This window comes from Rhizobacter sp. Root1238, assembly GCF_001425825.1.
Taxonomy (GTDB): domain Bacteria; phylum Pseudomonadota; class Gammaproteobacteria; order Burkholderiales; family Burkholderiaceae_C; genus Rhizobacter.
The window spans coordinates 47030-61795 of the sequence record NZ_LMDM01000048.1 but is presented as its reverse complement, the minus strand read 5'-3'; the positions used below and the strand labels follow the sequence as shown (position 1 = coordinate 61795).

Annotated in this window: 9 protein-coding genes; 4 read left to right on the top strand and 5 right to left on the bottom strand. The window is 72.7% G+C overall.

Annotation, left to right across the window (positions count from 1 at the left end; genetic code table 11):
* The first annotated feature begins 3 nt into the window (after nt 1-3).
* Both ASC98_RS25715 and ASC98_RS25710 read left to right on the top strand, forming a co-directional pair.
* Nucleotides 4-4050 (top strand): amino acid adenylation domain-containing protein, encoded by a 4047-nt coding sequence (locus ASC98_RS25715; protein WP_235581399.1) that lies wholly within the window; start codon nt 4-6, stop codon nt 4048-4050.
* A 61-nt stretch (nt 4051-4111) separates the two neighbouring features.
* Nucleotides 4112-4825, top strand: coding sequence for a YebC/PmpR family DNA-binding transcriptional regulator (locus ASC98_RS25710; RefSeq protein ID WP_056808871.1), 714 nt, complete (start codon nt 4112-4114; stop codon nt 4823-4825).
* Between the two features lie 88 nt (nt 4826-4913).
* Here the strand turns inward: ASC98_RS25710 and ASC98_RS25705 are convergent, their stop codons facing one another.
* The 5 genes from ASC98_RS25705 to ASC98_RS25685 form a co-directional block, all read right to left on the bottom strand.
* A complete protein-coding gene (locus ASC98_RS25705) occupies nt 4914-7313 on the bottom strand; it encodes a TonB-dependent siderophore receptor (protein WP_157598275.1) in 2400 nt (799 codons plus the stop codon).
* A gap of 88 nt (nt 7314-7401) precedes the next feature.
* On the bottom strand, nt 7402-8409 hold the full coding sequence (locus ASC98_RS25700) for a FecR family protein (RefSeq protein ID WP_082542302.1): 1008 nt from the start codon (nt 8407-8409) through the stop codon (nt 7402-7404).
* Entirely contained in the window at nt 8406-8984 is a 579-nt protein-coding gene (locus tag ASC98_RS25695; RefSeq protein WP_056808873.1) for an RNA polymerase sigma factor, read from the bottom strand. Before ASC98_RS25695 ends, ASC98_RS25700 begins: the two co-directional genes overlap by 4 nt.
* Before the next feature lie 20 nt (nt 8985-9004).
* Entirely contained in the window at nt 9005-10273 is a 1269-nt protein-coding gene (locus ASC98_RS25690; protein ID WP_056809255.1) for a lysine N(6)-hydroxylase/L-ornithine N(5)-oxygenase family protein, read from the bottom strand.
* A gap of 2 nt (nt 10274-10275) precedes the next feature.
* A complete protein-coding gene (locus tag ASC98_RS25685; RefSeq protein ID WP_235581398.1) occupies nt 10276-11370 on the bottom strand; it encodes a GNAT family N-acetyltransferase in 1095 nt (364 codons plus the stop codon).
* Between the two features lie 136 nt (nt 11371-11506).
* On the opposite strand from ASC98_RS25685, the gene ASC98_RS25680 reads away from it, so the two are divergent.
* Together ASC98_RS25680 and ASC98_RS25675 are read left to right on the top strand one after the other, a co-directional pair.
* A complete protein-coding gene (locus tag ASC98_RS25680; protein WP_056809257.1) occupies nt 11507-12367 on the top strand; it encodes a N(5)-hydroxyornithine transformylase PvdF in 861 nt (286 codons plus the stop codon).
* Entirely contained in the window at nt 12364-14751 is a 2388-nt protein-coding gene (locus ASC98_RS25675; protein WP_056808874.1) for a penicillin acylase family protein, read from the top strand. Before ASC98_RS25680 ends, ASC98_RS25675 begins: the two co-directional genes overlap by 4 nt.
* The last annotated feature ends 15 nt before the right edge of the window (nt 14752-14766 follow it).

Here is a 14766-nt window from a genome sequence, read left to right as displayed (position 1 = left end):
ACGATGGAACTGGCTTCGCTGTCGCGCCGCTTCGTGCAGTTGCCACCCGGCAAGCGCGCGGCGTTCATCGAGCGGCTGCGCGGCGAAGGCATCGGCTTCGATGCGCTGCCGCTGATCGCCCGCGAGCCCGGCACGCCGGCGCCACTGGCCCCGGCACAGCGAGCGCTGTGGCTGGCCTGGCAGCGCGCGCCGCAGTCGCCGGCCTACAACCTGGCCGGGCGCTTGCGCATCCGCGGCGGGTGCAGCGCCGACGAGGTGCAGGTCGCGGTGCGCCGGCTGGTGCAGCGGCATGCGGTGCTGCGCACGCGGATCGCGCTGGACGCCGACGGGCAGGCGGTGCAGGTCATCGACGACGCGGCGGATGCATTCGGCTGGTCGGTGCACGGCGCGTGCAGCGAGGCCGATGCACGCGACTTCGCGGCCCAGCCCTTCGACCTGGAGCACGGTCCGGTCTTCCGCGCGGCGCTGCACCGCGAGCCCGACGGCGTGCTGGTGCTGCTGCTCGGCGTGCACCACATCGCGGCCGATGGCGGCTCGGTCGCGCTGCTGCTGCAGCAGCTGTCGTCGCTGCTGCGCGATCCCGGGAACGCGGCCGAGCCGCCGACCCTGCAGTACGCCGACCATGCGCAATGGCAGCAGCGCTGGCTCGACGCCGGCGAGCTGGCGCGCCAGCAGGCCTGGTGGGTCGACGAGCTGCGCGACGCGCCGCCGGTCACGACGCTGCCGCTGGACCGCCCGCGCGGCGCGCGGCGCAGCGCCCGCGGCGAGCTGCTGGCCTTCGGCCTGCCGCCCGCGACCGGCGAGGCGTTGCTCGCACTGGCCCGCCGCGCTGCCGCGTCGCCTGCGATGGTGACGCTGGCCTTGCTCGCGCTGCTGCTGCACCGCTACGGCGGCGACCGCGAGCTGTGCATCGGCGTGCCGTCGGCGAACCGCGACCGGCCCGAACTGGCCGGCATGGTCGGGCACTTCACCAACGTGCTGGTGCTGCGGCTGCGCATCGATCCGCAGGCCGGCTTCGCGGCCTTGCTGCGCCAGGTGCGCGAGCGGCTGCTGGCCGCGCGGCAGCACGCGCATCTGCCGCTCGACCAACTGGTCGAGGCGCTCGGCATCGAGCGCAGCGCCGGGCTGAATCCGCTGTTCCAGGTCAAATGCGCGTCGCAGGCGGCCGGCGGTGTGCAGGACCTGCACGCAGCGCACGGGCTGCAGATCGACATCGACGCCGTCGCGGTCGACGAGGTGCACTTCGACCTGAGCCTCGACCTGGTGGAGAGCGACCGCGGCCTGGACTTCCAGCTCGCCTGGGCGACCGACCTGTTCGAGCGCGCGACGATCGACCGGCTGGCGAGCGCGTTCCGCGAGCTCGCGGCACAGGTCGCCGCCGACCCGCAGCGCACGCTGGCGTCGACCACCTTGCCCGGCGCCTCGTCGGTGCTGCACGGCGAGACGCCGTCGTGGCCGTGGCACAGCGTTCCGGCGCTGTGGGCCGCCCAGCTCGAGCGCCATGCGGACCGGCCGGCCCTGCTCGACGCGCAGGGCGCACGCACCCATGCGCAGCTGGACCGCGCCGCCGGCGGCCTGGCCGCGCAGCTGAACCAGCGCGGCATCGGCACCGAGGCGCGCGTGGCGCTGCTGCTCGAACGCGGCAGCCCGTTCGTGCTGGCGATGCTGGCGGTGATGAAGGCCGGCGCGGTGGCCGTGCCGCTGGACCCGTCGCTGCCGGCGTCGCGGCTGCAGGCGCTGGTGCGCGACTGCGGTGCCCATGCGCTGATGGCCGCCGGACCGGTGCCGTGGAGCACGCTGCCGGTGCTCGTGCCGGGCTTCGATGTCGCAGGCCCGCTGCCCCCGCCGGAACCGCCGCCCGCAGCGCTGCCGCGGCCCGACCAGGCCGCGTACATCGTCTACACCTCCGGCTCGACCGGCGCACCGAAGGGCGTGGTCGTCTCGCACGGCGCGCTCGCGAACTACGCACAGGCGATGCTGGCGCGGCTGATGGGTCCGCAAGGCCCGCTGCCCGAAGGCCTGCGCTTCGCGATGGTCTCGACCGTGGCCGCCGACCTGGGCCACACGGCGCTGTTCGGCGCGCTGTGCTCCGGCGGCAGCCTGCTGATGCTCGACAGCGCCGCGGCCTTCGACCCCGACGCGTTTGCCGACGCGATGGCGCGCCACCGCATCGACGTGCTGAAGATCGTGCCCAGCCACCTGAAGGGCTTGCTGAACGCCGCGCGGCCGCACGACGTGCTGCCGGCCCACACGCTGGTGCTGGGCGGCGAGGCGGCCGATGCGGCGCTGCTGGCGACGGTGCGCGCGCTGCGGCCGGCGCTGCGCATCGTCAGCCACTACGGGCCGACGGAGACCTGCGTCGGCCTGCTGATGCACGTCGCCGGCGAGCACGATGCCGTGCTGCCGCTGGGCCGGCCGATCGCCGGCATGTCGGCCTTCGTGCTCGACGACGCGCTGCAACCGGTGCAGCCCGGCATCGCCGGCGAGCTGTTCGTCGGCGGGCCGGGGGTCGCACGCGGCTACCAGGGGCAGCCGGGGCTGACGGCGAGCCGCTTCGTCGCGTCGCCGTTCGGCGCACCGTCGGCGGGCGAGCGCCTGTACCGCACCGGCGACCGCGTGCGCCAGCGCGGCGACGGCGCGCTGGAATTCCTCGGCCGCAACGACGACCAGCTGAAGATCCGCGGCTTCCGCGTCGAGCCGGGCGAACTGCAGGCGCGGCTGCGCGAGATGGACGGCGTGGCCGATGCGGCGGTGGTGGCCGGCGACGGCGAGACCGGCAGCCCGGTGCTGTGGGCCTACGCGGTGCCGCGCGCCGGCGCAACGCTGGACGCGGCGGCGGTGCGGCTCGCGCTGCAGGCCAGCCTGCCGGCCTGGCTGCTGCCGGAGGCGATCGTCGTGCTCGATGCGATGCCGCTGACGCCGAACGGCAAGATCGATCGCAAGGCGCTCCCGCGGCCGGCGCCATCGGCACCGGGCCGCCCCATCGCGCCACCGCGCGGCCCGACCGAGCAGGCGCTGGCGCGCCTCTTCGGCGAGGTGCTCGGGCTGGATGCGGTCGGTCGCGACGACGACTTCTTCGAGCTCGGCGGCGATTCGATCCTCAGCCTGAAGCTGATCGCGCGCGTCCGCAAGCAGGTGCCGGGCGGCGCCGGGCTGGCCTTGTCGGAGCTGATGCAGGCCACGCGCCTGCGCGACCTGGCCGGGCGGCTGCAGCAGCGGCTGGAGCAGCAGCACGATGCGATCTGCCTGCACGCGGGTGGGGCCGGCGTGCCGCTGTACTGCCTGCCGGGGATGATCGTCAACTCGCGCGAGTTCCTGCCGCTGGCCGACGCGCTGCAGGGCGCGCGGCCGGTGCACGGCTTCGTCAGCCATGTCTACACGCGCCGGCGCTGGCGTGGTTTTGCGGTCGAGGCGCTGGCGGGCGAGTACGCGGACTTCATCGAGGCCACCGCGGTGCAGGGGCGCTGCGCCTTGCTCGGCTGGTCGTCGGGCGGCGACCTGGCGATCGAGGTCGCGCGGCAGCTGCAGGGGCGGGTCGCGGTCGATTTTCTCGGCATGGTCGACGTGTTCGAAACCGAGCCGCTGCGCGCGTCGCGGCCGATCGCGGCGGCCGAACGTGCGCTGGCGTGGCGGGAGATCGACGCGTGGGTCGGCCGATCGACGATGGCCGGCGCGTGGCGCGAGCTGTTCGCGCGGCTCGACGACACCGAGCGTGACGGGCTGGCCGAGCAGGTGCTGTCCGGTGACCGGACGCTGCCGCTGGATGGCGATGGCGACGACGCGGCCGAGTGCCTGCTGTGGGCGACCATCGACAAGCGCGTGCAGGGTGCGCGCCAGGTGCACGGCCGCATCGAGACGCCGGTGCAGGTGTTCCTGGCCGAGCAATCGGTGGCCGCATCGGCGGCCGGCATCGGCAGGCTGCGCGACTGGTCGGCGCATGCGCCGGTCGACGCCACCCGCGTGGTGGCCGGCGCGAGCCACCTCGACATCATCCGGCGCCCGCCGCTGCATGCGGCGCTGCGGGAAGCGCTGCAGGAGCTGGACGGCTGAACGAACCTAGAATCGTCGGCCCGGAGCACGTCGCCCGGGGCATCGATCAAGGAACACCAGCATGGGCGCGCAGTGGAAGGCATATCACAAGGACCTGGCGTCCAGTGCCAAGAGCAGGCTGTTTGGCAAGCTGGCCAAGGACATCATGGTGGCCGCGCGGCACGGCGCCGACCCGGCCGCAAACTCGCGGCTGCGGCTGGTGGTCGAGCAGGCGCGCAAGGTCTCGATGCCGAAGGACACGCTGGACCGCGCGATCAAGAAGGGCGCCGGGTTGACCGGCGAGACGGTGCACTTCGAGCATGCGCTGTATGAAGGCTTCGCGCCGCACCGCGTGCCGGTGATGGTGGAGTGCCTGACCGACAACGTGAACCGCGCGGCGTCGGAGATGCGGGTGCTGTTCCGCAAGGGCCAGCTCGGCACCTCGGGCTCGGTGGCCTGGGACTTCGACCACCTCGGCATGATCGAGGCCGAGCCGGCGGCGCCGGGCGCCGACCCGGAACTGGCGGCGATCGAAGCCGGCGCGCAGGACTTCGAGCCGGCCGACGAGAACGGCGTCACGCTGTTCCTGACCGATCCGGCCGACCTGGACCTGGTGAGCCGCGCGCTGCAGGGCCAGGGCTTCACGGTGCTGTCGGCCAAGCTCGGCTACAAGCCGAAGAACCCGGTCGACCCGAAGAGCCTGACCGCCGAGCAGCTGGAGGAAGTGGAGAGCTTCCTCACCGCGCTCGACGCCGGCGACGACGTGCAGAACGTCTACGCCGGGTTGGCTGGATAAGGCTGCCTGCGCCTCCCGTTCGCCCTGAGCCTGTCGAAGGGCCTGCTCGCATCGAGCGGGGCTTCGACAAGCTCAGCCCGGACGGAACTCAGAACCGGTACTTCGCCGTCAGCACCACGTTGCGTTCGTTGCCGCGGAAGTAGCTGCCGTAGGCGTGGCCGGCGAGGTACTCCTTGTCGAACAGGTTGCTGACGTTCAGCGCGAAGCGCCACGGGCCGTTGTCGTAGCGCACCGCGGCATCGGCCAGCGTGTAGGCCGGCTGCGACTCGGTGTTCTCGCCGTTGTCCCAGCGCTTGCCGACATGGCGCAGCCCGCCGCCGATGCTGACGCCGTGCAGCGCGCCGGCGCCGAGCGCGTAGTCGAGCCAGAGCGACGCGGTCCGCTTCGGCGTCAGGATCGGCATGTTGCCGACCTCGGTGTCGATCGCGCTGGCCAGCACCTTCATGTCCAGCGCGGTGAACGAGCCGGTCAGCCGCAGCTGCTTCGTCAGGGCCGCCCTGGCCTCCAGCTCCAGCCCGCGCGAACGCACCTTGCCGATCGCGTGCGGCGCAAAGTTCACCTGGTCGTACGAGACCACGTTGGTCTTCACGAGGTTGAAGACAGCCGCGGTGAACGACACCGCCTCGCCCTCGGGCATGTACTTCACGCCCAACTCCACCTGCCGGCCGCGGCTCGGATCGAACAGTTGGTCTTCATCCGCCGCCATCACCGGCACGAACGATTCAGCGTAGCTCGCATACGGCGCCCAGCCGTTGCCGACCAGGTAGTTGACGCCGAGCCGGCCGGTGGTGGCGTTGTCGGTGCGCTCGGCGACGACGGGACCGACCCTCCGGTTCTCGTAGCGCGTCTTCACGCGGTCCTGGCGCACGCCTGCCGTCATGCCCCAGTGCGAATCGAAGCGCACCTGGTCCTGCGCGTACAGGCCGACCTGCTCGAGGATCACCTGCTTGTCGCGGGACTGGGAGCTCGGCTCGGCGATCGGCACGCCGTAGACCGGGTTGCTCAGGTCGAGCGGCGTCGTCATGGCCTGCCAGCGCTGCCATTCGGCGCGGCTGCGGTCGACGTCGAGACCGAACAGCAGCGTGTGCGACAGGCCGCCGCCGTCCACCTGGCCTTGCACCGAGGTGTCGATGCTGTTCTCGTCGACCGCTTCGACATCGTGCCGTGCCTGGCGCAGCAGCAGGTTCGGATCGGCACCGGGGGTGGTGTCGAAGAACGACTGGATGTGGTGCTTGTCCGACGTGCGGTGCGCGTAGCGCGCCTTCTGCTGCAGCTGCCAGCCGCTGTCGAAGCGGTGCGCGAACTGCCAGCCGAGCGCGTCCGACCCGGTCTCGATGCGGCTGAAGGTGGGGTCCCCTTCCTTGATGGTGGTGGGTTGCCTGTTGAAGTCGCTGACGAACTGCACGTCGTCGGAGCCGTCGTCGCGCAGCACCTCGGCCTGCAGCGTCAGCGAGGTCTGCGGCGTCGGCTGCCACTTGATCGACGGCGCGAGGTACTGGCGCTTCTGCGTCATGCGCTCGCCGTTCGGGTACCGGTCCTGCGTGCCGGTGTCCAGGCCCAGGCCGACGACACGCCAGCGCCACTGGCCGTCGGCATCGATCGCGCCGCCCACGTCGGCCATCACCTGCTTGCGGTCGTAGCGGCCGGTCTGCACGCCGATCTCGCGCACTGCGTCGGGCCCGGGCACTTTGCTGACGCGGTTGACGACGCCGCCGACGTCGCCCTTGCCGAACAGCACCGACGACGGGCCGCGCAGCACCTCGAGGCGCTCCAGCCCGTAGACCTCGGTCTGCACGCCGAGGAAGGTGATGCCGACGTTCTGCGCGAGGCCGTCGCGGAAGCTGCTGGTGTACCAGCCGTCGAAGCCGCGCAGCAGCACCCAGTCGAGCCCGCGCGAATCGAAGCCGTACGGGTTCACGGTGATGCCAGGGGTCTGCGCGAGCGCGTCGGTCAGCGTCGCCAGGCCCTTGTCGTCGATCTCCTGGCTGCCGATGACCGAGATCGACTGCGGCACCTCGGCGAGCGGCGTGTCGGTCTTGGTGCCGACGCTGGCGCGCTGCGCGACGTAGCCCCCGGCATCGGCATCGGCGCGGGCGCGCACGGTGAGGGCGGGCAGCGTGGTCTCGGCCACGGCCACGGCTGCGGCGGCCGACGCCTGGCGCACCGCGAAGCCGCCGTTCGGCGCACGGGCGGCTTCGAGGCCACTACCGGCGAGCATCTGCTGCAGCGCCTGGGCCGCGCTGAAGCGGCCGGACACGGCGCGCGAGGTCTTGCCGCTGGTGGCGTCACCGGCCGCGAGGACGGCCACGCCGGTCTGGCGCGACAGCTCGTTCAGCGCGGCCTCCAGCGGCTGGGCCGGCACCTGGACGTCGAACTCGGCTTCGGCCAGCACGGCGGCCTGGGCGAGCGCGCGCGACGGCGCGAAGGGGCCGCTGAAGGCGGCAGCCAACGCGACGACAAGCAGGCGTTGGCGGGGGAGGGAACGCATGGGGTACTCCAGTCAGGTTTTTCGGGATTTCCTGCTGGCTTAGACGGATGAGCCGCCCAAAGCAGGACAGCCCGGCCCGATCCGATGGCTAGCGAGCGAACAGTTCGGCGCTGCCATCCGCCCGCGGGCGGACGGTGATCGGCAACACCTGCGGCAGCGCCGCCAGCAACCCGGCCGCATCCCGCACCGGGAAGCGGCCGGTCAGCCGCATCGCGTCGACCCGCGGGTCGGTGCTGACGATCGCCGCGCTGCGGTAGGCGTTGACGCTGGCCAGCGCCTCGCGCAGCGGGGTGTTCTCGAAGCTGAGCCAGCCGTCGCGCCAGCCGGCGAGGGCCGCCGCGTCGCCCTGGCGCGGCGGCTGCGCGATGCCGTGGCGGATGTCGATCAGCTCGCCGGCGCCCAGTTCGATCGGCGGGCCGACGCGGTCACCGCCGCCGTCGGCCGCCGTGGCGCGCAGCGCGACCTGCACCCGCCCGCGTTCGACACCCACCGTCAGTGCACCGCCGCGGTCGCGCAGGCTGAACACCGTCCCCAGCACCTCGATGCGCGCGTCGCGCGTCAGCACCTGGAACGGCCGCGCGGCGTCGTGCGCCACGTCGCAGCGCAGTTCACCGCCGTCGAGCCGCACGATGCGCCGCTGCCGGTGCAGCCGCACGTCGACCGCGCTGTCGGCGCCGAGCGCCAGCTGCGTGCCCGGCCGGGCATCGGGCAGGCTGACATTGAGCAGCTGCAGCGGTTGCGTGCGGTACGCCGCCGTGAACACCGGCGTCTGCCAGTGCTGCCACCCCAGCCGGCCGGCAAGCGCCGCGCCGCCGAGCACCGCAGCCGCCGACAACAGCAGGTTGCGCCGCCCCTTGAAGGCACCGGCGGCCACCGGTTCGTCGAAGTGCTCGCGCAGCTCTTCCGACAGGCCGCCCAGCATCTGCCAACGCCGGCGCGCTTCGTCGGCCGCGGCCGCATGGTCGGGCGATTCGCCGATCCACTGCCGCAGCCGCGCGAGCGCCCGGCCGGCGGCCGGTTCAGGCTCGACCTCGCTCTTGACGACCAGGTCGAGCGCATGCTCGATCAGCTTTTCGGCGGTCGCGGCGCGACTCATGCCCCCTCCTCGGCCAGCGCCGCGCGGAAGCTGCTGCGCGGCGACACCGCCGGCGCCTCGATCAATTCCGCCTGCATCTCGGCAAACACGCGCGAGCAGTCGAGCGCCGCCCGCACCAGGTGCTTGGCCACCGCCGCCTCGCTGAGCGCGAGCCGCGCCGCGATCTCGGTGCGCGTGAAGCCGTAGGCGCGGAACAGCAGGAACACCTCGCGCCGCAACGGCGGCAGCGACTCCAGCACGCCGATCACGCGCCGCAGCACCTGGCGCTGCGCATGCACGTATTCGCACGACGGGGCCGTCGTCTGCAGGCCGGACCCGGCGTGCTGCGCGGCCCAGCTCTGCACCACCTGCCGGTGCCGGGCCTCATCGATGCACAGGTTGCGCGCCACGCGGAACAGCAGCGCCCGCGGCGCCGCGATCGACGCCCGGGGCCCGTCGCCCAGCGCGAGCGCATAGACCCGCTCGAAGCTCGACTGCGCGATGTCCGCCGCATGCTGCGGGTCGCGCAGCTCGCGCGTCAGCTGCCGTCGCAGGTCCGCACAATGGGCCACCAGTTCCTGGATCAGCTCGCGCATGCGTTGGAAGAGCACCTCGCTCAATGAGAATTGTTCGCATTGAGTGTAGCAAGGTTCGTCGCGATCTCGTTCGAGCGCACCGCGGTGATCGACAGCAGTGTGTCGCTCAGCCCGTGGGTGGTCTCGCAGGCCCCCTGCAGGAACACCGCCGGGCGGAACTCGCGCGGCGCGATCACGCGGTAGTCGCGGTCCACCTCCAGCCGCCCAAGCCACGGCGCCAGCTCGCCCAGCAGCGCATGGTGCTGCTCGCGCGCATAGCCGGTGGCCAGCACCACCGCGTCGTAGCGCTGGCTGCGCTCGCGCGAGGCGTTGACGTCGAGCAGGTTCAGGTGGATGCCGTCGGGGACGGCGCGCACGCTCTGGATCTCGTGCCGCCGCAGCAGGCGGTGCCGCTCGTCGCCGCTGACGCGCTGCTCGTAGAACACCGCGAACATCTGCCGGATCAGGTCGAGGTCGGCGCAGGCGTAGTTGGTGTGGCGGAACGCCGCCAGCATCTCGGCCCGCTGCGCTTCGGGCTGGGCATACACCTGGTCGACGAAGCCGGCGTTGAAGATCTCGTTGACGAACGGGCTGTCGTCGGCCGGCCGGATCGCGCGCGCCCGCATGATCAGGTCGACCTGTGGCGCGTTCGGCCGGCCGTGCAGGTCGATGAACAGCTCGGCCGCGCTCTGGCCGGCCCCGACGATCGCGATGCGCTTCGCATCGGCCTGGCGCGCCATCCCGGCCAGGTAGCCGCTGGAGTGCATCACCCGCGGGTCGCCCTTCAGCGCGCGGAAGGCCTCGGGGATGTGGGCGGTGCCGCCGATGCTGACCACCAGGTGGCGCGCGAGCCGCTCGTGCCACCGGCCGCCGGCGTCGCGCGAGCGCACGCGCAGCAGCGACACCTCGCGGCCCTGCGCCTGCGGCAGCACCTCGACCGCCTCTTCGCCGTAGACGCAGGCGTCGTCGAACTGCGCCGCCGCCCAGCCGAGGTAGTCGTTGAACTCGCGGCGGCTCGGGTAGAAGGTCTTCAGGTTGATGAAATCCTGCAGCCGCCCTTGCTGGTGCAGGTAGTTCACGAAGGTGAAGCGGCTGGTCGGGTTGCGCAGCGTCGCCAGGTCCTTCAGGAACGAGATCTGCATGTGGGCCTGCGGCAGCAGCATATCCGGATGCCACGCGAAGCCCGGCTGGCGCTCGATGAACAGCGCGTCGACGAGCGGCCGGCCGGCACGCCGCTGCTCGTCGAGCGCGATCGCCAGCGCCAGGTTCGACGGCCCGAAGCCGATGCCGATGAGGTCGTGCACGCGCATGCTCATGTCCTTGCCTGCAGGGCGGTGGGGGGGGCGGACGTGAGGACGGGCGCGGGCTCGTCCTCGCGCGGCCACCACAGCGTGTCGGTGAAGAAGCGTTCGCGCAGCAGCGTCACCAGCATCGCGCGCTTGTGCGGGAAGTCGAACTCCTTGACCTTCGCGTAGCCGGAGCGGTCGAGGTTGCGCAGCTGCTGGCGGTGGTCGGCGCGCGGCTCGCCGACGATGCGCCGCGTGCGCGGGTCGGCGAGGAACAGGTAGTGCGAGATCGACGTGAGCCAGGCCGTCGCGAAGGCCTTGCCGCGAAAGCCCGGCTCGCCGATCAGCACATGCCAGCCGCGGTCGTGGTCGTCGGCCTCGCAGAACGGCGCGATGCGGTTCTCCTTCGCCCAGTAGGCCTCGAAGTAGCCGAAGGGCTCGCCGTCCAGGCAGGCGATCATGGCCTGCATGTGCGGGTCGACGGCGATGGCGTCGAGGTAGCCGCGGTGCTTCGCGAGGTCGCCGTCTTCCTGCCAGACCTGGGCCACGTCGGGGTCGTTCATCCAGCGGTGGAAGCGTGGCAGGTCGGTTTCGATGTCCAGGCTGCGGAACGAGAACGTGCGGTCCAGCCACGGGATGTGCCGCTGGTACAGCACGCCGCGGCGCTTGGCGGCGCGCAGCGGGTGGCGGCGGTCGCCGGTCAGCGCATAGCGCAGCGGGATCGGCGAGGCCACCTGCGGCAGCCACATCGGTGCGTGCTGGAAGAACATCTCGCGGTGCACGATCCATCCGCCGCCGGTGGCCGGCAGGGCCAGGCCATGCTCGACCAGGTTCAGCGCCGACGCGAACGGCGGCTGCAGCAGCAGGCGGGCGGTGCGCGGCTCGAAGGTGAACGCCGCCTCGACGATCGCCAGCAGGTGGGCGGCCGAAGGCTCGCCGGAGCACGGGCCGAGCCATTGCAGTTCCGAGAGCTGGCCGGCATCGAAGCCGCCGTGCCGCCACTGCCAGCGGCCGATGCGGTCGCGCGGCGCGTCGCCCGCGCGCGCCGGCTGCGGGTCGGTCACCACCAGCCGGTCGCCGTCGCGCTGCACCTGCAGCGCCTGGCCGAACGGATGGCTCACGCAGCGCGGTGCTGCAGGGGAGGGAGAGGATCGTGGGGAGGTGCCGCTGTTCATGCCTCCATGACGAGCGGTCGGTGGGTTTGTTCAGCCGAAGTCGTCCGCTGAACAGCGCGGCCCGTGCTTCGTCATGTGGCACATGGAACCGTCAACCAGACCGCCGGAGAGACCGGCCAGGCTCGTCTACATCGCGTCGCTGCGCAACGCGGCCGCCGACCGCGCCGGGCAGCCCGTCGCGTTCAAGGGCGGGCAGCGCTACATGAAGTCGCCGCTCGAATTCCTCGTCGAGACGCTGAACGGCAGCGCGCTCGGCGATGCGTATTCGTTGCAGGCGGTGATCGTCGACGACGACGAAGGCAACCCGCGCGACCGCGAGCTGCTGAAGGACTACGGCTTCTCGCCGCACCCGAGCCGCTGCTGGCCGTTCCCGCCGGCGCTGCAGGTGCAGGGCAGGCCGCTCGTCGAGCTGATGGAAGCGGTGCCGTCCGACTACCGCCGGCTGCCGCTCGGCGCGGCGCAGCGCGTGGCCGGCAAGCGCGATTTCGAAACCCGGCTGCTGGCGCGGCTGCTCGCGCTGCGAGCCGACATCGTCGTGCTCGACGGCCTGCTGGTCATCCTCGACGCGCTGGTGCGGCCGGGCGCGCCGTTCCACCGCCGCATCGTCAACATCCACCCCGGCATCACGCGCGACGGCTCGCCGCACCAGCGGCGCGGCGCGTGGGCCACGCTCGATGCGCTGCACGGTGCCCGGGGCCAACGCATCGACTGGCGCACGATGGCGCGCACGCCGGTCGAGCCGGTGCGGCAGACCGGCGCGTCGTTCCATTACGTCGACAACGGCATCGATTCGGGCGAGGTGATCGTCGACGTGCTGGCCACCGAGATCGACCCGGCCGACACCATCCTCGAGCTGCGCTGGAACAACTTCCACCGCAGCCTGTTCCCTGCGCTGCAGCGCGGGCTCGCGACACTCGCCGAACAGGCGAAGGAGCCGTCATGAGACTGTCGACCCGAGGCCTGCTGCGGGCGTTCGCGCCGCTGCTGTCGATACCGCTGATGGTCTCGACGGCTTCCGCGGCTCAGCCGGGCGGCGTCGAGATCCGCCGCACCGCCGACCGCATTCCGCACATCCGCGCGCCAGGCTGGCGCGAGCTCGGCGTCGGCATCGGCCATGCGCAGGCGCAGGACGCGCTGTGCACGCTGGCCGAGGCCTTCACCACCTGGCGCGGCGAACGATCGCAGCACTTCGGCGCCGATGCGCGACCGGCGCGGCTGTCCACCTTCGGCCGGCCGACCAACCTGGAGCTGGACTTCTACTTCCGCGCGTTCGCCGACGACGCGATGCTCGCGCGTTCGCGCGCCGCGCTGCAGCCGGACCTGCTGGCCGCGGCCGACGGGTATGCGGACGGCTACAACCGCTACCTGGCGCAGGCGCGCAACGGCGCCGGTGGCGAACCCGGCGCGCCGCGCCAGGCCTGCCTGCGCGAGCCGTGGGTGCACGAGATCGGCGGCGACGACATCCTGCGCCGCCTGTTCGCCGCGCAGGTCGCCGCGGGGCAGGCGCGCTTCATTCCCGAGATCGTCAACGCGCGGCCCGCGGCGACCGGCGCTGCGAAGGTCGGCCACGCAGCCGACGACGGCACGCTGCGCGCCCAGCTCGCGCACCCGCTGGGCGAGCAGGCCGGCCTCGGCAGCAACATGATGGCGTTCGGCCGCGAGGCCACCGGTGAAGCCGGCAGCGTGCTGTTCGGCAACCCGCACTGGTACTGGGGCGGACCCGATCGCTTCTACCAGATGCACCTGAGCATTCCGGGCCGCGTCGACGTGGCCGGGGTCGCCTTCCTCGGCGTGCCGCTGGTGATGATCGGCTTCAACGACCGCATCGCGTGGAGCCACACCGTGTCGGCCGCGCGCCGCTTCGGCCTCTTCGACCTGGCGCTGGACCCGGCCGACCCGACGCGCTACCAGGTCGACGGCGCCAGCGAGGCGATGCAGTCGCGCGAGGTCACGGTGCAGGTGCGCGCGGCCGACGGCACGCTGCAGCCGGTGACGCGCCGGCTGTACGGCACGCGCTTCGGCCCGATCGCCGACCTCGGGCGGCGCGCCGCGCCGTTCGGCTGGGGCACGGCCCATGCACTGGCGCTGCGCGACATCAATGCCGACAACTTCCGGGTGTTCCGCACCTTCTTCGCGTGGAACCAGGCGCGCTCGCTGGACGACTTCATCGCGATCCAGCGCCGCGAGGCCGGCATGCCGTGGGTCAACACCGCGGCCATCGGGCGCGGCGACGGCAGGGTGTGGATCGCCGACGTGGGCACGGTGCCGAACGTGCCCGATGCGCTGCGCGCGCGCTGCAGCACCGCGTTGTCGCGCGGCTTCGCGCAGATCGATGCGGCCACGCCGTTCCTCGACGGCAGCCGCGCGGACTGCGACTGGGCGGCCGATGCCGCGGCGCCGCAGCCGGGTGCGATGCCGGTGGCCGCGCTGCCGAGCCTGCTGCGCAGCGACCACGTCGAGAACATGAACGACAGCCACTGGCTGTTCAGCGTGCAGCAGCCGCTGGAGGGCTACCCGAGCGTGCTCGGTGCGCAGCGGCAGGCCTTGTCGCTGCGCGCCCGGCTGGGCCACACGATCGCGCAGGAGCTGGCGGCGACGCCGTCGCGCTCGGCCGAGGCGCTGGCCGGCCGGCTGAAGCAGGCGGTGCTCGCGCCGCGGGCCTGGGCGGCGGAGCGATTCAGGCGCGAGCTGCTGGCGCCGACCTGCGCGGCGCCGGCGACGGCCGACGTGGGCCGGGCCTGCGAGGTGCTGGCGCACTGGTCCGGTCGCGCAGAGCCCGACGCGCGCGGTGCGCTGCTGTGGGATGCGTTCTGGGCGCGCCTGCAAGGCCTGCCCGATGTCGAGCTGTTCGGCGTGCCGTTCTCGCCGCAGTCGCCGCTGGACACCCCGCGCGCGCCGAACGGTTCCGATCCGCGCATTGCACAGGCGCTCGCGGCCACGGTTGCGGCGTTCGCCGAACGCGGCTGGGCGCTCGACGAGCCGCTGGGGCGGCGACGCTTCGTGCGCAGTGGTGGCCAGCAGCTCGCGCTGTTCGGAGGCTGCCATGGCGCGGGTTATTTCGCGGTGGTCTGCGATGGCGACGACACGCACGGCATCGGCCCGGACGCGGTTGCCAACAGCTACCTGCAGGTGGTGCGCTTCGGGCCGCGCGGCGTGGTGGCGGACACCTTGCTCGCGCATGGCGAGAGCGACGGCGCGGTCGAAGCGGGCGAGGGCGCGGCCGAGGCGTCGGTCGCACGCCATGCCCGCCGCGCGTGGCTGCGCTTCCCGTTCCACGACGACGAGATCGCGCGCGATCCTGCCCTCCGCACGACGCGGCTCCCGTAGGTTCCCCTGCCGGGC